The following is a 16,608-nucleotide window of genomic DNA, read 5'->3' as shown; positions in this document are numbered from 1 at the left end:
AAGGACAGGAGAGCAGATGCAACGGATTGTCGTCACGGGCATGGGAGCCGTCACGCCTCTTGCCGCCAATGTCGAAGCGTCCTGGTCACGCCTGCTTGCCGGCCGGTCGGGCGTTCGCAGGCTTCCGGACGATGTGGTGGGAGAGCTGCCGGTTAAGATTGGCGGCGTGGTTCCCTCCCTGGGCGAAGATCCGGAGGCTGGTTTCGATGCCGATGCCGTCCTGTCGGCGAAGGATCAACGCAAGGTGGACCGGTTCATTCTCTTCGCGCTGGCGGCGGCGGAAGAGGCGCTTGCGCAGGCGAAATGGAAGCCTGCCCTGGAAACGGATCGCCTGCGCACGGCCACGATCATCGCTTCAGGGGTCGGCGGGTTCCCCGCCATCACCGAGGCGGTGCGCACGGTGGACCTGCGTGGCGCACGCCGCCTGTCTCCCTTTACGGTGCCGTCCTTCCTGGTAAACCTCGCGGCGGGCCACATCTCGATCCGTCATGGTTTCAAAGGTCCACTCGGCGCACCGGTGACGGCATGCGCGGCGGGCATCCAAGCGATCGGGGACGCCGCCCGCCTGATCCGCGCGAACGAAGCCGACATCGCCGTATGCGGCGGAACGGAAGCGTGCATCAACACCGTCAGTCTCGGCGGGTTCGCCGCCGCTCGTTCTCTTTCCACCGGCTTCAATGAGGCACCCGCTCAAGCCTCGCGCCCTTTCGACACATTGCGGGACGGCTTCGTCATGGGCGAAGGAGCCGGCGTGCTGGTCATCGAGGCATTGGACCACGCGTTGGCGCGCGGCGCAAAGCCATTGGCTGAGCTCGTCGGCTACGGCACGACCGCGGATGCCCACCACGTCACCTCCGGACCAGAGGACGGCGACGGCGCGCGCCGGGCCATGCAGATCGCGATTGCCCAGGCAGGGATTTCGCCACGCGAGGTTCGTCATCTCAATGCGCATGCGACATCCACGTCAGTCGGCGACCTGGGTGAGATCGAAGCGATCAAGAGCGTGTTCGGGCGCGATTTCGCGATAGCTGTCAGTGCCACGAAATCGGCGACCGGACATCTGCTCGGAGCGGCCGGCGGGCTTGGTGCGATCTTCGCAATCCTGGCGCTCAGGGATCAGCTCGCCCCGCCAACCCTCAATCTGGGCGAGGCCGATCCGGCCGGCGACGGAATCGACTTCGTCACAAACGCGCCCCGGCCCATGGAGATGGAGTACGCGATCTCCAATGGCTTCGGCTTTGGCGGCGTGAATGCCAGCGTCCTGTTCAGACGCTGGGACTAACCGGTTGCCAGACGCAGTCATGACCAACGCCCTTTGCCCCGGCCTCTCATGCTTTTCCGAATCCGATCCAACGCAAAGAAGGATATGATTTCCATGAACAACACCAATCCTGGCGTCGCCCTGGTCACAGGGGCATCTTCCGGCATCGGGCGCGCTACCGCCGATGCCTTGCTAGCCGCCGGCTTTCGCGTCTTCGGAACCAGCCGTCGCACGGCCTCCCAGCAATCCGCCGGCGTGACCATGCTGACCTGCGATGTGACCGACGACGCGTCCGTCGCGACAATGGTCGATGACGTTCTGGCCAAGGCCGGACGGATCGACCTGCTTGTCAACAATGCAGGCATGGGCCTGTTTGGCGGCGCGGAGGAGTCCTCGACCGCCCAGGCTAAGGCGTTGTTCGACGTGAACGTCTTCGGCGTCTTGCGTGTGACCAACGCGGTTCTGCCGGCAATGCGGCGCCAAGGGAAGGGCAGAATCGTGAATTTGAGTTCGGTGCAGGGGTTCATCCCCGCTCCCTATTTCGCACTCTACTCGGCGACCAAACATGCCATCGAGGGTTATTCGGAGTCGCTCGATCACGAATTGCGCCCGTTCGGCATCCGCGTTTCGCTGGTGGAGCCCGCCTATACCCGCACGGCATTCGAGGACAATCTTGCCGCCCCCGACCGGTCGCTCGAAATCTACGACTCCGCGCGTGCCGGGATGACTGTATCCGTGCGGAAATCGATGGAAAAAGGCGATGCGCCCGAAGTGGTCGCCAGCACCGTTTTGGCCGCGGCGACAGATTCCGCGCCGAAGAAGCGCTATGCGGCGGGAAAAATGGCGCGCCAGGTCAGTTTCCTGCGTCGTTTCGTCCCCGCGTCCGCATTCGACAAGAGCCTGCGCAGGCAGCTTGGGCTGCCGGCCTGAAATCGAGCGCTAACCGCAAGGACATCTGCCTTGGCGCGTCAGCGGGCAGCCGCCTGTTTCTCGAGCATGCGGGCGTATTGCGTCAGCGGAAAGCACATGATGAAGAAGACCAGCGCCACCAGCCCATAGACCTTGAACGGTGCGAAGGTCGCATTGTTGATGGCGTTGGAGGTCCGCACCAGTTCCTCGAAGCCGATGATCGAGGTCAGCGCGGTCGACTTGATCAGCTGCACCAGGAAGCCGACGGTGGGTGCGCGGGTGATCGAAAAGGCCTGCGGCAGGATGATCAGCCTCAGCTCCTGCAGATAGTGCAGGCCAAGGCTTGCGCCGGCGTCCCATTGGCCCAGGGGTAGCGCCGCGACGCCGGAGCGCCAGATTTCGGCGAGATAGGCGCTGGCGAAGAAGGTGAGGCCAAGCGCCGCCGCCGTCCAAGGTTCGATGCGCAGGCCGAGCATCGGCAGCCCGAAGAACATCAGGAACAGCTGCATCAAGAGCGGCGTTCCCTGGAACAGGGCGATGTAGCCGGAGGCGATGCGCCGGCTCCATTTGTTCTTGGCGATCCTGAAAAACAATACGATCATGCCGACGATGCCGCCGCCGATGAAGGCGGCCAGCGACAGGAGCACCGTCCAGCGGGCGGCGAGCAGCAGGTTGCGCACGATGTCCCAGAAGGTGAATTCGATCATGACACGCCAGCCCCCAGGACGCGGCGTCCGCCTGTCACCAGCAGCCGGCGCAAGGCCATCGACAGAGCGAGATAGACCAGCGTCACGACGAAATAGGTCTCGAAAGAGCGGAAGGTGCGCGCCTGCAGCATGTCGGCCTCGTAGGTCAGTTCACGCACGGCGATCTGCGACACCACGGCCGACTCCAGCATCATGATGACGATCTGGCTGGTTAGCGCGGGATAGATGATCTTGAGTGCCTGCGGCAGGACGATCTTGACGAACACCTGGCGGGGCCGCAGCCCAAGCGCGAGCGCTGCTTCCGTCTGTCCGCCGGCCACGGCGTCAAGCCCGGCGCCGACGATCTCGATGGTGTAGGCCGCCATGTTGAGCGTCATCGCCAGCATGGCGGCCAGGAGCGGGTCGAGCCGGATGCCGAGGCTGGGCAGCCCGAAAAAGATGAAGAACAGCTGCACCAGGAACGGCGTGTTGCGCATCACCTCGACGTAACAGGCGATTGCCCGCTTGAGCAGAACCGGGCCGTTTCGTCGCCCCGCGGCACCCAGGATGCTGAGCAGCGTTCCGGCCAGCGTGGTCACGGCGATCAGCAGGATCGTCGTGGCCGCACCGTGCGCGATGTCGCCGACAGCACCTGGAAGCCAGGCAAAGGCCACGGAAACTCAATCCTTGAGGTTTTCGGGATTGAGCGGCGTCTTCAGCCAGGTTTTCGAGCTTTCATCCAGCTTGCCGTCGGCCAGCATCTTGGCGATGGCATCGTTGACCGCCTTCTTCAGGCCGTCCTCATTCTTGTTGAGGCCGATATGCGAGGGCGAGGTCAGAAGCTGGAACTTCTGCTCCGGCTTCAGTGCGTCCTGCTTGGCCAGCACCTGCGCGCCGACATCGTTGCCGACGACCATCAGCTGCGTCTGGCCGGAGATGAAGGCCTGGATCACCGAATTGTAGTTGTCGAAGCGCTTGATGTCGGCCGACGCCGGTGCTGCCTCGGTGAGCGAGGTGTCTTCCAGCGTGCCACGATTGACGGCGATCGACTTGTCGGCGAGGTCTTCCTTGCCCTTGACCGTCAGAGCCGCCGGACCGATCACGGCGATGTAGTAGGGCGCATAGGCGGCGGCGAAGTCGATGACCTGTTCGCGTTCCTTCGAGTAGCCGACGCTCATCAGGATGTCGACGCGCTTGTCGTTCAGATACGGGATGCGGTTCTGGCCGGTGACGGCGATGGGGTTGAGCTTCACCTTGAGCGTATCGGCAATGTATTGCGCGACATCCATGTCATAGCCCTTGAGGCTCATGTCGGCGCTGGCCGAGGAGAAGGGCGGGAAATCGGCGAAGACGCCGACATTGATGGTGCCGGCCTTGGTGATGTCCGCCAGCGCATCGGCGCTAGCGGCCTGAATTGAGAGGCCAAAACCGGCTGTGCCAAGCATCAGCACGGCGGCGATCGAGGCAAATGTCTTGCGGATTGTCATTGTTATTCCCCTGTCTGGACGCTTGTTTGATACGACCGCCGGCTCCAGCGCGGCGGCCGCCTTCGTTGGATTCGTAGAGGTCAGGCTCCCTTGCCGGTGACAGCCGGGCTGAACACCATCAGGCTCAATATCTCGAACAGCACCTGTGCGGCGGCATGCGCGGTGTTGGTGGTGGCGTCGTATTGCGGCGCCACCTCGACGACGTCGCCGCCGACGATGTTGAGGCCCTTGAGGCCGCGCAGCAGTTCGAGCACTTCGCGTGTCGTCAGCCCGCCGACTTCCGGCGTGCCGGTGCCGGGCGCGAAGGCCGGGTCGACGCTGTCGATATCGAAGGAGACATAGGTCGGGCCGTCGCCGACTATTCTGCGCGCCTTCTCGATGATGGCCGGAATGCCGAGACCGGTCACCTCCTCGGCATGCACCACGGTCATGCCGGACTCATAGGTGAATTCCCACAGATATTCGGCCGAGCCGCGGATGCCGATCTGGATCGTGCGCGTCGGGTCGAGCACGCCGTCAAGCACCGCGTTGCGGAACGGGCCGCCATGGTGGAACTTGGTCATGTCGAACAAGCCACTGGTGTCGCAGTGGGCGTCGATATGGATCAACCCGACCGGAGCTTTCTTGCCGACGGCCTTCAGGATCGGATGGCTGATCGAATGGTCGCCGCCGATCGAAAGCGGGATGACGCCGGCATCGACGATCTGGTTGGTGCGGCGCTCGATATCCTCATGGCTTGTCTCAAGCCGGTAGCGGCTGCGGAACGGCGTGTCGCCGATATCGGCGACCCGGAGCTCATGTGTGGGCGCGCATTCCAGAACGTGATTGTAGGGGCCGATGCGCTCGATGGCGCGCAGCGCTCGCGGCCCGAAGCGCGAGCCTGGCCGGTTGGTGACGCCGAGGTCCATCGGCACGCCGATCATCGCCACCTGCAAATCGCCGAAATCCGGATTGTCGGCCGATATTTCGCGGTAGGGCGCGGCGAGGAAGGTCGGGATGCCTGAATAGGGTGCCAGCCGCGTGCCGCTCTTGGAGAAGATCTTATCGGCGACCTTGCGGAATTTCGGGTCGAACATCTCGCCGCCATGGCTTTCACCATATTTGCGACGCAACGCGTCGAGCTTGCCGCGATCGTATCCCATGTCCGCTCCTCCTGGGCTGATGCAGTGCCGCCGCGGATGACGCCTGCGAACCGACCGTCATCCGGCCGGGCCGCTGTCCCGCTGGCTGCCTGCAGATTTCACGTCTTGATGCTGTTCCAGGTTCAGTGTCCGGCAGCGGCATTGAAAAATCAATTGATATTGTTAGGGTGTTTTCTGTGAGAAAATCTCACAATAAAGTTGATACCCATGACCAAGCGCCTGCCACCGCTTAATCCGCTGCGCGCCTTCGAGGCAACGGCCCGGCATGGCTCGCTGACCAAGGCGGCCATTGAGCTGAATGTCACCCATGGCGCCGTCAGCCATCAGATCAAAGCGCTCGAGCAGTCGCTCAATGTCAAGCTGTTCGAGCGGGCCGGCCAGCGGGTCAAACTGACACCGCATGGCGCGGAGCTTCTGCCGGCGGTGTCGACCGCCTTCGACGGCATCGCCGCCGCCACCCAGCGCATGACAAGGCCGGCGAGCAGCGGCACACTTTCGGTCTCCTGCGTGCCGGCGCTTCTGTTGTTGTGGATGACACCGCGGCTCGGCAGTTTCATGGCGCAATATCCCGACATAAGGCTGACGCTTATCCCTTCCAACGATTCCAAGGATTTGCGGGCGCCCACCATCGATGTCTGCGTGCATTATGGCGACGGCAGCTGGACCGATTGCTGGATGCGCAAATGGTCGGGCCTCGAACTGTTTCCCGTGGTCAGCCCGACACTGATCAACAACCGGCCGATCCGCAGCGTCAGGGATCTCGCCGACCATGTCTTCCTGCATGGCGATGACGGCCGCGAATGGCATACCTGGCTGGCGGCCGCCGATGCGCTGGACCTGGAGCGGGGTCGCCGCCATCACCTCGGCGATGCGCGTATGGCGACCGAGGCGGCGGTGCATGGCCATGGCGTGGCGCTGGGCGACTCCGTGACGGCAAGCGCGCTGCTGGCCAGGGGCATGCTGGTCGCGCCGTTCAGCCTGTCGGTGCCGGCGGTCGACGATTTCTATGTCGTCTGCCGCAACGAGATGCGGGCGACACCGATCGTGCAGGTGTTCATCGACTGGCTGTTCGCCGAGAAGGCCGGGGATGACGGGCGCGCCGACGCCCCTGTGGCCGGCCGCATCGTCAGCCGCCGCAAGCGTCCGGCGCTCAGGGTGATGGGCGGAAAATCCGCAAGTTGATGCCAAGCTCTGCGCCACCGCATGCAGGCAGCTCTTTTTGTCGGGCCAGCCTGAAAGCGGGCAGCGTTCTGGCCGATTCGATGCTATGAGGCCTGTCGCGATTGTGGATGGCAGGCAGCGAAGGCGGTGTTGAGACATGGCTAAGACCGATATTGCGCGGCGCGTCTACAACCACACCTGGAAGCTCGACCCGATCGTGCGCAGCCTGCTCGACACGGATTTCTACAAGCTTTTGATGCTGCAGATGATCTGGGGCATGTATCCCAAGGTCGACGCAACCTTCTCGCTGATCAACCGCACGACTTCGGTGCGCCTTGCCGACGAGATCGACGAGGCCGAATTGCGCGAACAGCTCGACCATGCCCGCACCTTGCGCTTCTCCAAGAAGGAGATGATCTGGCTCGGCGGTAACAATTTCTACGGCCGCAAGCAGATCTTCGAGCCAGAATTCCTCGCCTGGCTGGAAGGCTTCCGGCTGCCCGAATACGAGCTGTCGAAGCGCGACGGGCAGTATGAGCTGACCTTCAGCGGGCCGTGGATGTACACCACACTGTGGGAAATCCCGGCGCTCGCCATCATCAATGAACTTCGATCGCGCGCGGCGATGCGGGCGTTCGGGCCTTTCGCGCTCGACGTGCTCTATGCCCGCGCCAAGTCCAAGATGTGGGCCAAGACCGAGCGGCTGAAGGCGCTGCCCGGCATCCGCATCTCGGACTTCGGCACGCGCCGGCGCCATTCCTTCCTATGGCAGCGCTGGTGCGTCGAGGCGCTGAAGGAAGGCATCGGCGAAGCGTTCACCGGCACCTCCAACGTGCTTCTGGCCATGGACAACGACCTCGAAGCGCTCGGCACCAACGCACATGAGCTGCCTATGGTGTTCGCCGCCCTCGCCGACTCGGAAAAAGAGCTGAGGCAGTCGCCCTACAAGGTGCTGCAGGACTGGCAGCGTTACTATGGCGGCAATCTCTTGATCGTGCTGCCCGACGCCTTCGGCACGGCATCGTTCCTGCGCGATGCGCCGGACTGGGTGGCCGACTGGACGGGCTTTCGCCCCGACAGCGCGCCGCCGATCGAAGGCGGCGAAAAGATCCTGTCCTGGTGGCGCGACAAGGGCAAAGATCCCCGGCAGAAACTGCTGATCTTCTCCGACGGGCTTGAAGTCGAGACCATCGAGGAGACCTATCGCCACTTCAAGGGCAAGGTGCGCATGTCCTTCGGCTGGGGCACCAATCTGACCAATGATTTCGAAGGCTGCGCGCCGACGGAAACCAACAGCCTCGACGCCATATCGCTGGTCTGCAAGGTCACCGAGGCCAATGGCAGGCCAGCGGTCAAGCTTTCCGACAATCCGGCCAAGGCGACCGGCGATGTGAAAGAGATCGAGCGGTATCTCAGAATTTTCGGCGAGAAGGACCGCGTGGAGCAATTGGTCAAGGTGTGAGGGGTGGGGTTCCTGGATAATACGAGTTCCCTGGCGCCCCCCTCTGTCCTGCTGCTGCCGACCGGCTACTATCTGATCGGCGGCGCCTTCGCCGTTGCCGTAAGCTTCCTCGTCCTGGCGCTGCTGCCTGCGGATTTGCTGGACCGTTTCTGGCGCCGGCGCCTGCCGTTGTTTGCCCTCAGCAACGCCGCCCGCACCGTCATCAGCCTGCTCTCCTTTGCCGGCTTTGTAATCCTCATAGCCGCCGGCCTTTTCGGCAGCCGCGACCCACTTTCCAATCCTCTGCCACTGGTGATCTGGACACTGTTGTGGGCCGGCGTCACGCTGCTGCAGGGTGTCTTCGGCGACCTCTGGTCATGGCTCAACCCCTGGTATGGAGCATGGCGTCTCGCCTCGCGCCTGTTCGGGACCAGGGATCACGGAGCATGGCGCCTGCCCGGATGGGTCGGCTGCTGGCCGGCTGTCATCCTGTTCTTCGCCTTCGCCTGGTTCGAACTCATCGATCCGGCGCCCGACGATCCGGGGCGGCTGGCCTTGGCCGCCGGCCTCTACTGGCTGTTCTCTTTCCTCGCCATGCTGGCGTTCGGCTATCGCGACTGGAGCCGCAGCGGTGAATTCCTGACGGTTTTCTTCTCGATGGTGGCGCGCTTCGCCGTGGCCGAACGCAACCAAGACGGCCGGCTTGGCCTGTGCTGGCCCGGCGCCAAGCTGCTGACGGCGCAGCCCCTGCCGGCCAGCGGCATCGCCTTCCTGCTGCTGGCCCTGTCGTCGGTGTCCTTCGACGGCCTGTCGAAGACCTTCTTCTGGCTCGGCCTGTTCGGCATCAACCCGCTCGAATTTCCCGGCCGCACCGCGCTGATCGGCAGCGGCACTTGCGGGCTGATCCTGACATTCGCGCTGCTGGCGGCGGTGTTCCTGCTTGCCGTCCGGCTCGGCCAGCGTCTTGCCGGCAGCGATCACACGCTCGGCCAGGCCGCAGGCCTGCTGGTGTGGTCGATCGTGCCGATTGCGCTTGCCTATCACGTTGCGCATTATCTGACGGCGCTGCTCGTCGACGGCCAGTATGCGCTTGCGGCACTGTCCGATCCGTTGGCGCTGGGCTGGAACCTGTTCGGCACCGCCGACATGCAGATCGAGGCCGGCATCGTTGCGGGGGCGGACTCTGCGTGGTGGCTGTGGAATATCCAGGCCGGCGCCATCATCCTGGGCCATGTGCTCGCCGTCCTCGTCGCTCACGGCTTCGCCTGGCGCCTGCACCCACAGCCCTCCCGCGCGGCACTCAGCCAGTTCCCGCTCACCTTGCTGATGATCGCCTACACCGTCTTCGGCCTCTGGTTGCTTGCCACGCCGACTGTCGGATGAGAAAAGGCGACCAGCATGCCTTCGGGGAAAGCCCGCTTGCCACGTCGGGGCTTTGGTGATTTAGTTTGTACACATGCGATTTTTTGCCTCGTTACAGCCAGTCAAAACTCAAAAACAGGGGAACTGCCGTGACTGACAAGAATGGGTTTTTCGATCTCTCCAGATCCACGCTCACCCGCCGCACGGCGCTGAAGGGTCTGGCCGCCGGCGCCGGTCTGGGCCTGGCCCCCGGCTTCGTCCGCTATTCCCAGGCGCAGAGCTCGGCGCCGATCAAGATCGGCTTCCAGTCGCACCGCACCGGCATCGGCGCCGCCTATGGCCGCTGGTACGAGAAGACCACGGCTGCCGCGGTCAAGGCGATCAACGCCGCCGGCGGCATCAACGGCCGTCAGGTCGAGGTGATCATCGAGGATGACGGCACCGATCCCGGCCGTGGCGCCGAGGTGGTCGGCAAGTTCGCCACCCAGCACAAGACCGACATCGTCTTCGGCACGCTGTTCTCGCATGTCGTCATTGGCTCTGCGCCCGCCGCCGGCGAAAACAAGATGCCCTATTTCGTCGTCAGCGAAGGCCATCACGTCGCCTCGACAAAGCTGAACCGCTATGTCTTCCAGCCCGGCATCACCGACGTGAAGAGCCAGATCCAGTCGATGGCGCCGTGGATCGCGGCCAATGCCGGCAAGAAGGTGACGCAGATCTTCCCCGATTTCGCTTTCGGCTACGACCATCGCGACTACCTGCCGCCGGCACTGAAGGCGCAAGGCGGCGAGGTCATCGCGCAGATCGCCATCCCGCCGACGGAATCGTCCTTCACCAAATACTTCCCGCAGATCCCGGCCGAGACCGAGGTGATCTACCACGTCATGGTCGGCCCGGCCGTGCTGACCTTCGTCAAGGAGCTCGGCGAGTTCTATGGCTCCAACCGGCCGCAACTGTTCGGCTTCATCGATTCGCTCGAAGCCACCGACATCAACAGTCCCGGCCTCGAATTCCTCGACGGCAGCCATTTCTGGGAAGGCTCGCCGCGTTATGCGCAGGCCAACGATTCCGAAGCGCAGAAGGCCTACCGCACCGCTGTCGGCATCGATGACAATGGCGCTGCCGTCGGCGATCCCAAGGATGTCTCCACCGCAGCCCACATGTTCGGCTGCTGGGAGACGCTCTATGTCGTCAAGAAGGCAATGGAAGACGCCGGCTACAAGGGTCCGGAAGACCGCGCCAAGCTGGTCGAGGCGACCGAGGCACTGACCGAGTTCGCCGAAGGCCCGCAGCATCCGCAGGGGCCAAAAACCTTCAACGGCAAGATCCACCAGTGCTTTGGTATCCAGAACATCTCCAAGGTCGAGGGCGGCAAGCTCAAGGTCGTGCACAAGACCAAGATCGAGGACGGGCTTTACGAGGCCGAGGGAGATTATACGACGCAGGCGCTGTGAGTTTGGCATTCCAGCAAGCGCCTGCCAGCGTGTAACCGATGCACTTTGGTCCCCACCTCCTCCTCGCTGCCCTCGAAGGCCTCGTCACCTCAGCCGTGCTGGCGCTGACGGCGCTTGGGCTGTCCCTGGTGTTCGGTGTCATGCGCGTGGTCAATGTCGCGCATGGCGAGTTCTTCATGCTGGGCGCGGTGCTCGCCTGGGCGATCACCACGGCCATCGGCGGTCACCCTGCGCTCGGCTTCCTGGCGGCGCTGGTGATTGCCCCGCTGATCGTCGGCGCCATTGCGCTGGTCGCCGAACGGCTGGTGCTGCGCCGGCTCAATTACAATCCGGAAGCCACCATCGTCGCCACCATCGGCATGCTCTACATCATCCAGCAGCTGGCGCTGACTTTCTATGGCCCGGAGGCTCGGCCGGTCGAGCCGCCGTTCAGCTACCGCATCCTTTTGCCTTGGTTCGGCTATTCCGGCTACAAACTGTCTGTTATCGCCGCTTCCGCGCTGCTGCTCACCGCGACATGGCTGGTGCTGACGCGCACCAGGATCGGCCTCGTCATGCGCGCCACGCAGTATGACAGCGAAACCGCACAGGCCTTCGGCATCCCTGTCGGCCGTGTCTATGGCGGCGTCTTCGCGCTCGGTGCCATGCTGGCGGCCATTGCCGCGGTGCTGATCGTGCCGATCAGCCAGGCGCATTATCTGATGGGACAGGATCCGCTGCTGCTCTCCTTCATCGTCGTCATCATCGGCGGCCTCGGCTCGCTGCGCGGCACGGTCGTCGCCGCCGTGCTGATCGGCCTCTCCGACGGCATCATCTCGATGTTCTTCTCGCCGACGCTGGCCAAGATCATTGCCACGCTGCTCGTCGCCATGGTGCTGGTGTTCCGCCCGCAAGGCCTGTTCGGGACGGCATCGCGATGAGCGAAGCTTCGCCGGCAAAAGCCTATGCCCTGCATCTCGGCGTCATCGCCCTGCTCTTCGTGCTGAGCTTCCTGCTGCCGGACTACTATCACGGCCTGCTTGCCCGCATCATGGTGCTGGCGGTCTTTGCCATGGGCTACAACATGCTGTTCGGCTATGCCGGCCTGCTCAGCCTCGGCCATGCGATGTTCTTCGCCGCCGGGCTCTATGGCGCCGGCCTTGCCGTCATCCAGCTCGGCTGGAGCGTACCAGCGGCATTCGCCTCGGGCCTCGGCTGTGGTGTTGTTGTTTCACTCGTGATCGGCCTGCTGGCGTTGCGCACCACGGGCGTCGCCTTCATGATCGTCACCATGATGTTCGCTCAAGTGTTCTACCTCCTCATCCTCTACTTCGCGACTTGGACCGGCGGCGACCAAGGCATGGTCGTGCCGCAGCCGGCGCGGGTGCTCAGCTTTGGCGCTACATCGCTCGAACTCACCAATCCGACGGTGCGCTACATGACAGCGCTGGCGCTGTTTTCCATCGTGCTGCTCGTCACATTGGCCATCGTCCGCTCCCGCTATGGCCGCGTGCTGGTCGCCATCCGCGAGAATGAGGAGCGCACGAAGATGCTCGGCTACGATACGTTTTCGAACAAGCTCGCCGCCGTCGTCATCTCCGGCATCATCTGCGCGGCCTCGGGGGCCGCCTATGCGCTGCTGTTCGGCTATGTCGGATCGAGCTTCGCGTCGGTGCAGTATTCGATCCTGCCGCTGCTGTGGGTGCTGCTGGGGGGTGCCGCGACGACGCTCGGACCGCTGATCGGCACGCTGTTCATGTACTATGTCATTGATATCACCAGCGGCTACACCTCCGCCTATCTGCTGATCGTCGGCATCGCGCTGATCCTGCTGGTGCTGTTTTTCCCGAAAGGCATTCTGGGCAGCATCCGCCAGCGCTGGCTCGGGTGGCTGCCATGATGCCGCTTTTGACCACCAAGGGCCTGTCGCGCAATTTCGGTGGTCTGCGCGCCGTCGACAATGTCGATTTCGCGCTGATGCCGGGCGAGATCCGCGCCGTGATCGGCCCCAACGGGGCGGGGAAGACCACCTTCGTCAGCCTGGTCAGCGGCCGCATCCAGCCGTCTGCCGGCATGATCGTGTTCGACGGCGCCGACATCACCAATCTGCCTGCCTATGTCAGGGTGCGCAGGGGCATCGCCTACACCTTCCAGCTCACCAGCGTCTATGCCAACCTGTCCGTTTACGCCAACGTCGCGCTGCCCGCGCAACTGACGCAGCGGCATGGCAGTCTTTCCAAGAGCGCGATACAGGCCGCTGTCTTGACCGCACTGGAACGCACCGGCCTGGCCGATCGTGCCCACATGCCGGCCGGCCAATTGTCCTACGGCCATCAGCGCCTGTTGGAAGTGGCGATGGGCCTGGCGCTGAAGCCGCGCCTGCTGATCCTCGACGAGCCGACGCAAGGGCTGGCCGACAGCGAGATCGACAATTTCATCACCCTGGTGCGCGAGATCGCCAAGAACGCCACCGTGCTTCTGATCGAGCACAACATGCCTGTCGTCATGCAACTCGCCGACCGCATCACCGTCTTCAATGCCGGCAAGATCCTGGCCGAAGGCACCCCCGAAGCGATCCGCGAGAACGCGGCGGTGCAGGAAGCCTATCTGGGGACCGCCCCATGACCGAGGCAAAGTCCGAGGCGCTGACCATCTCTGGACTGGACTGCTACTATGGCGAGGTCCAGGTGCTCTATGGCCTCGACCTGGTGCTGAACAAGGGCGAGGTGCTGTGCCTGTTCGGCCGCAATGGCGCCGGCAAGACGACGACGCTGAAAGCCATCATGGGACTGGTTCCCTCAAGCGCCGGCTCGATCAAACTGGCTGGCCAAGAGTTGACTGGTCTGCCGGCGCATGAAGTGCCCAAGGCCGGCGTCGCCTATGTGCCGCAGGGAAGGCGGCTGTTCGCCGAAATGACGGTGGCCGAAAACATCGAGATCGGCCTGATGGCGCGCGGCAAGGGCAAGGCGACGCGTGAAAACGTGCTCGACCTCTTTCCATTGCTGCGCCAGCGGCTGCGGCAGCGTTCCGGCACATTGTCCGGCGGCGAACAGCAGATGCTGGCCATGGCGCGCGCGCTCTGTCTCGAACCGCAAGTGCTGCTGCTCGACGAGCCAACCGAAGGGCTGATGCCGTCGATGATCGCCAAGATCCGCGAGACGGTGTCGAAGCTGCGCGACATGGGCGTCTCGACCATCCTGGTCGAGCAGCGTGTCGATGCCGTGCTTTCGGTCGCCGACCACGTTGCCTTCATCGAAAACGGCCGCAACCGCGAGACGGTCGACGTCGAGGAGTTGCGCGCCGACCCGTCGGCGGTGCGCCGCTATGTCGGCGTCGGGTGATCAGCCGAAGAACAGAAAGCCCGCGACCAAAAATGTCGGGATCAGCACCAGCCCAGACCACAGCATGTAGCCGAAGAAGCCCGGCATCTTCACGCCGCGATGGCGGGCGATGGCGTAGACCATGAAGTTCGGTGCATTGCCGATATAGGTGTTGGCGCCCATGAACACGGCTCCGGCCGAGATCGCGGCAAGCGTCGAAGCGAACTCCGTCATCAGGTGCCTTGGGTCGCCACCGGCAAGCTCGAAAAACACCAGATAGGTCGGCGCATTGTCGAGGAAGGACGACAATGCCCCTGTCAGCCAGAAATAGGCGAGATCGTTGGGCGCACCCGAGGGTGAACTGACAAGCGACACCAGCGGCGCCAGTGCCCCCTCATGGCTCGCCCTGAGGATGGCGATGACCGGCACGATGCAGACGAAGATGCCGGCAAACAATTTGGCCACCTCCGCTATCGGACCCCAGTTGAAGCCGTTCGCCTCGCGGTGGCTCTTGTAGGAGAGCGGAAGCGACAGCAGGGCGAGCGCCAGGATGATGGCATCGCGCACCAGGTTCTGCAGTTCCAGGCTGACCCCGAACACGGAGAAGCTGACGCCCGGCTTCCAGGCCGCCGACAGCAGGATGGCGCCGATCACACCTGCCAGCAGCGGAAGGTTGGCCAGGCCGCGCAGACGCACCGTCGTGTCCGGCGTCGGATCCTTGATCTTCGGCGCGCCAGCCTCGCGCCGATGCAGGATGATGTCGATGCCCAGGAAGACGGCCAGCACGGCACCGCCGACGAACAAGGTCTCGCGCCAGAGATTGGCGGTCGTCCAGAAGAAGTCGACACCTCTGAGGAAGCCGACGAACAGCGGCGGATCGCCAAGCGGCGTCAGCGAGCCGCCGATGTTGGACACCAGGAAGATGAAGAAGATGACGACATGGGCGTTGAACGGCCTGTTATCGTTGGCGCGGATGATCGGCCGGATCAGGATCATCGAGGCACCGGTCGTGCCTATCACCGAGGCCAGCAGCGCGCCGACCAGCAGCAGGCTTGCATTCACCAGCGGCGTGCCGTGAATGTTGCCGGCAAGGAGAATGCCGCCCGAAATGGTGAACAGCGCAAACAGCAGGATGATGAACGACATGTATTCCGTGAGCAACGCATGCAGCACCGCTTCGGTCGCTGTGGGACCACCGAAGGCAGCCGCCAGCGGCACGATCACCAGTGCGGCCCAAAGGGCCGATATCTTGCCGTAGTGATGTTCCCAGACATGAGGAAACAGCAGCGGACCGGTGGCGATCGACAATAGCAGCCCGGCAAAGGGCAGCGCCCACCACAGCGACATCGAAGCACCGGGCAGGCCGTGGTCTTCGGCGGCGAATGCCTGTGCCGGAAACAGCATCGCGGCAATCATTGCAGCGCATGCTGCCAACAAGGGGATCAAATATAAAAAAGGCCCCCTCATCCGGCCGCTACGCGGCCACCTATGCCGGGGCGAGTCACGGGCCTCGCCCGTCCTTCGGACCCCCGCTGGGGAGAAGAGACGAGCTTCGGCGCCGGCAGCCTCCTCTCCCCTCGGGGAGAGGTCGGATTGCCCCGAATTGCCCTTCGCAATTCGGCTGGCAATCCGGGTGAGGGGGTGCTTGCCCAACGGCCGTTCAATCCGACAAAGGGTCTTCGAGCGTCACGCCGGCGTCGCGCATGCGCTGCAGCATTGTATCGAGCGAAGCGTTGAGATCGATGCCGCGGCAGGCATCGAGCCGCACTGTGGTTTTGAAGCCCTGGCTGACGGCGTCCAGCGCCGAAAAGCCGACGCAGAAATCGGTCGCCAGCCCGACCAGGGTCAGCGTGTCGATGCCGCGCTCCCGGAGGTAGCCGGCAAGGCCGGTCTGGGTCGTGCGGTCGTTCTCGAAGAAAGCCGAATAGCTGTCGATATCAGGCCGAAATCCCTTGCGAATGACGAGCTCGGCCTTGGTCCAGGCGAGGCCGGAATGGAAATCCGAGCCCAGGCTGCCCTGGATGCAGTGGTCCGGCCACAGCGTCTGCTGACCATAGGGCATTTCGATCATCGTGAAAGGCTGCGCGCCCGGATGGCTGGAGGCAAAGCTGGAATGACCGGCGGGATGCCAGTCCTGCGTCAGCACGACGTGGTCGGTTCGCCGGATCAGGTCGTTGACCAGCGGCACGATCTCATCGCCGCCGGCAACCGCCAGCGCGCCGCCGGGACAAAAATCGTTCTGCAGGTCGATGACAACAAGCGCTTTGTCGGCCATGGGCTTTCCTCTTCCGTATGCAGGCTCCAGTGGAAAATGCCGCTGACGCGACCGGACGCAGAAACTTGACCAGATGGCCGGCGGCGTCAACCTCTCGTGACATAACAAATGCGTGCCGGCCGGGCCGCCGC

The 16,608-nt window shown here is 63.7% G+C and carries 16 protein-coding genes; 10 read left to right on the top strand and 6 right to left on the bottom strand.

Annotated elements, in window-relative coordinates:
• Nucleotides 1–16: 16 nt before the first annotated feature.
• Nucleotides 17–1,282: a beta-ketoacyl-ACP synthase II gene (gene fabF, locus AC0L24_RS15255; protein ID WP_473563926.1), complete on the top strand. Its 1,266-nt coding sequence runs from the start codon at nucleotides 17–19 to the stop codon at nucleotides 1,280–1,282.
• A 93-nt stretch (nucleotides 1,283–1,375) separates the two neighbouring features.
• Nucleotides 1,376–2,191, top strand: coding sequence for an oxidoreductase (locus tag AC0L24_RS15250; RefSeq protein ID WP_473563925.1), 816 nt, complete (start codon nucleotides 1,376–1,378; stop codon nucleotides 2,189–2,191).
• A gap of 38 nt (nucleotides 2,192–2,229) precedes the next feature.
• Here the strand turns inward: AC0L24_RS15250 and AC0L24_RS15245 are convergent, their stop codons facing one another.
• From AC0L24_RS15245 to speB, 4 genes are all read right to left on the bottom strand, one after another.
• Complete coding sequence (locus tag AC0L24_RS15245; protein WP_473563924.1) at nucleotides 2,230–2,877, bottom strand: amino acid ABC transporter permease; 648 nt, start codon at nucleotides 2,875–2,877, stop codon at nucleotides 2,230–2,232.
• A complete protein-coding gene (locus tag AC0L24_RS15240) occupies nucleotides 2,874–3,530 on the bottom strand; it encodes an amino acid ABC transporter permease (protein ID WP_473563923.1) in 657 nt (218 codons plus the stop codon). The genes AC0L24_RS15245 and AC0L24_RS15240 overlap by 4 nt, the downstream gene beginning before the upstream one ends.
• Nucleotides 3,531–3,536: 6 nt before the next feature.
• Nucleotides 3,537–4,343, bottom strand: a complete 807-nt coding sequence (locus AC0L24_RS15235) for a transporter substrate-binding domain-containing protein (RefSeq protein ID WP_128289350.1) — start codon at nucleotides 4,341–4,343, stop codon at nucleotides 3,537–3,539.
• Nucleotides 4,344–4,423: 80 nt separating this feature from the next.
• Entirely contained in the window at nucleotides 4,424–5,485 is a 1,062-nt protein-coding gene (gene speB, locus AC0L24_RS15230; RefSeq protein WP_127330421.1) for an agmatinase, read from the bottom strand.
• 207 nt (nucleotides 5,486–5,692) lie between these two features.
• Between speB and gcvA the strand changes: the two genes are divergently transcribed.
• The 8 genes from gcvA to AC0L24_RS15190 all read left to right on the top strand — a co-directional run bounded on the left by gcvA (nucleotide 5,693) and on the right by AC0L24_RS15190 (nucleotide 14,223).
• A complete protein-coding gene (gene gcvA / locus AC0L24_RS15225; RefSeq protein ID WP_127808347.1) occupies nucleotides 5,693–6,667 on the top strand; it encodes a transcriptional regulator GcvA in 975 nt (324 codons plus the stop codon).
• A gap of 136 nt (nucleotides 6,668–6,803) precedes the next feature.
• A complete protein-coding gene (gene pncB / locus AC0L24_RS15220; RefSeq protein ID WP_127808348.1) occupies nucleotides 6,804–8,108 on the top strand; it encodes a nicotinate phosphoribosyltransferase in 1,305 nt (434 codons plus the stop codon).
• A 3-nt stretch (nucleotides 8,109–8,111) separates the two neighbouring features.
• Nucleotides 8,112–9,470, top strand: coding sequence for a hypothetical protein (locus AC0L24_RS15215; RefSeq protein WP_473563922.1), 1,359 nt, complete (start codon nucleotides 8,112–8,114; stop codon nucleotides 9,468–9,470).
• 128 nt (nucleotides 9,471–9,598) lie between these two features.
• A complete protein-coding gene (locus AC0L24_RS15210) occupies nucleotides 9,599–10,903 on the top strand; it encodes an ABC transporter substrate-binding protein (RefSeq protein WP_127398032.1) in 1,305 nt (434 codons plus the stop codon).
• A gap of 38 nt (nucleotides 10,904–10,941) precedes the next feature.
• Nucleotides 10,942–11,823 carry a branched-chain amino acid ABC transporter permease gene (locus AC0L24_RS15205; protein ID WP_127321453.1) on the top strand — a complete coding sequence of 294 codons (882 nt, stop codon included), beginning with the start codon at nucleotides 10,942–10,944 and terminating at the stop codon, nucleotides 11,821–11,823.
• Nucleotides 11,820–12,782, top strand: coding sequence for a branched-chain amino acid ABC transporter permease (locus AC0L24_RS15200; RefSeq protein ID WP_292134377.1), 963 nt, complete (start codon nucleotides 11,820–11,822; stop codon nucleotides 12,780–12,782). Before AC0L24_RS15205 ends, AC0L24_RS15200 begins: the two co-directional genes overlap by 4 nt.
• Nucleotides 12,779–13,507 carry an ABC transporter ATP-binding protein gene (locus tag AC0L24_RS15195; RefSeq protein WP_127395496.1) on the top strand — a complete coding sequence of 243 codons (729 nt, stop codon included), beginning with the start codon at nucleotides 12,779–12,781 and terminating at the stop codon, nucleotides 13,505–13,507. The genes AC0L24_RS15200 and AC0L24_RS15195 overlap by 4 nt, the downstream gene beginning before the upstream one ends.
• Nucleotides 13,504–14,223: an ABC transporter ATP-binding protein gene (locus AC0L24_RS15190; protein WP_127321450.1), complete on the top strand. Its 720-nt coding sequence runs from the start codon at nucleotides 13,504–13,506 to the stop codon at nucleotides 14,221–14,223. The genes AC0L24_RS15195 and AC0L24_RS15190 overlap by 4 nt, the downstream gene beginning before the upstream one ends.
• Here the strand turns inward: AC0L24_RS15190 and AC0L24_RS15185 are convergent, their stop codons facing one another.
• Together AC0L24_RS15185 and pncA are read right to left on the bottom strand one after the other, a co-directional pair.
• Nucleotides 14,224–15,618 (bottom strand): sodium:proton antiporter, encoded by a 1,395-nt coding sequence (locus AC0L24_RS15185; RefSeq protein ID WP_245482578.1) that lies wholly within the window; start codon nucleotides 15,616–15,618, stop codon nucleotides 14,224–14,226.
• 244 nt (nucleotides 15,619–15,862) lie between these two features.
• Nucleotides 15,863–16,477, bottom strand: coding sequence for a bifunctional nicotinamidase/pyrazinamidase (pncA, locus tag AC0L24_RS15180; protein WP_473563921.1), 615 nt, complete (start codon nucleotides 16,475–16,477; stop codon nucleotides 15,863–15,865).
• Between the last annotated feature and the right edge of the window lie 131 nt (nucleotides 16,478–16,608).

This window comes from Mesorhizobium sp. WSM4809 (assembly GCF_055811655.1).
This window is presented reverse-complemented; position numbering and strand designations above follow the sequence as displayed.

Excerpts from the sequence above, each read along its gene's own strand:
- fabF (WP_473563926.1), top strand. The coding sequence starts at position 17 with ATGCAACGGATTGTCGTCACGGGCATGGGAGCCGTCACGCCTCTTGCC.
- AC0L24_RS15250 (WP_473563925.1), top strand. The coding sequence starts at position 1,376 with ATGAACAACACCAATCCTGGCGTCGCCCTGGTCACAGGGGCATCTTCC.
- AC0L24_RS15245 (WP_473563924.1), bottom strand. The coding sequence starts at position 2,877 with ATGATCGAATTCACCTTCTGGGACATCGTGCGCAACCTGCTGCTCGCC.
- AC0L24_RS15235 (WP_128289350.1), bottom strand. The coding sequence starts at position 4,343 with ATGACAATCCGCAAGACATTTGCCTCGATCGCCGCCGTGCTGATGCTT.
- speB (WP_127330421.1), bottom strand. The coding sequence starts at position 5,485 with ATGGGATACGATCGCGGCAAGCTCGACGCGTTGCGTCGCAAATATGGT.
- gcvA (WP_127808347.1), top strand. The coding sequence starts at position 5,693 with ATGACCAAGCGCCTGCCACCGCTTAATCCGCTGCGCGCCTTCGAGGCA.
- pncB (WP_127808348.1), top strand. The coding sequence starts at position 6,804 with ATGGCTAAGACCGATATTGCGCGGCGCGTCTACAACCACACCTGGAAG.
- AC0L24_RS15205 (WP_127321453.1), top strand. The coding sequence starts at position 10,942 with ATGCACTTTGGTCCCCACCTCCTCCTCGCTGCCCTCGAAGGCCTCGTC.
- AC0L24_RS15200 (WP_292134377.1), top strand. The coding sequence starts at position 11,820 with ATGAGCGAAGCTTCGCCGGCAAAAGCCTATGCCCTGCATCTCGGCGTC.
- AC0L24_RS15195 (WP_127395496.1), top strand. The coding sequence starts at position 12,779 with ATGATGCCGCTTTTGACCACCAAGGGCCTGTCGCGCAATTTCGGTGGT.
- AC0L24_RS15190 (WP_127321450.1), top strand. The coding sequence starts at position 13,504 with ATGACCGAGGCAAAGTCCGAGGCGCTGACCATCTCTGGACTGGACTGC.
- AC0L24_RS15185 (WP_245482578.1), bottom strand. The coding sequence starts at position 15,618 with ATGATTGCCGCGATGCTGTTTCCGGCACAGGCATTCGCCGCCGAAGAC.
- pncA (WP_473563921.1), bottom strand. The coding sequence starts at position 16,477 with ATGGCCGACAAAGCGCTTGTTGTCATCGACCTGCAGAACGATTTTTGT.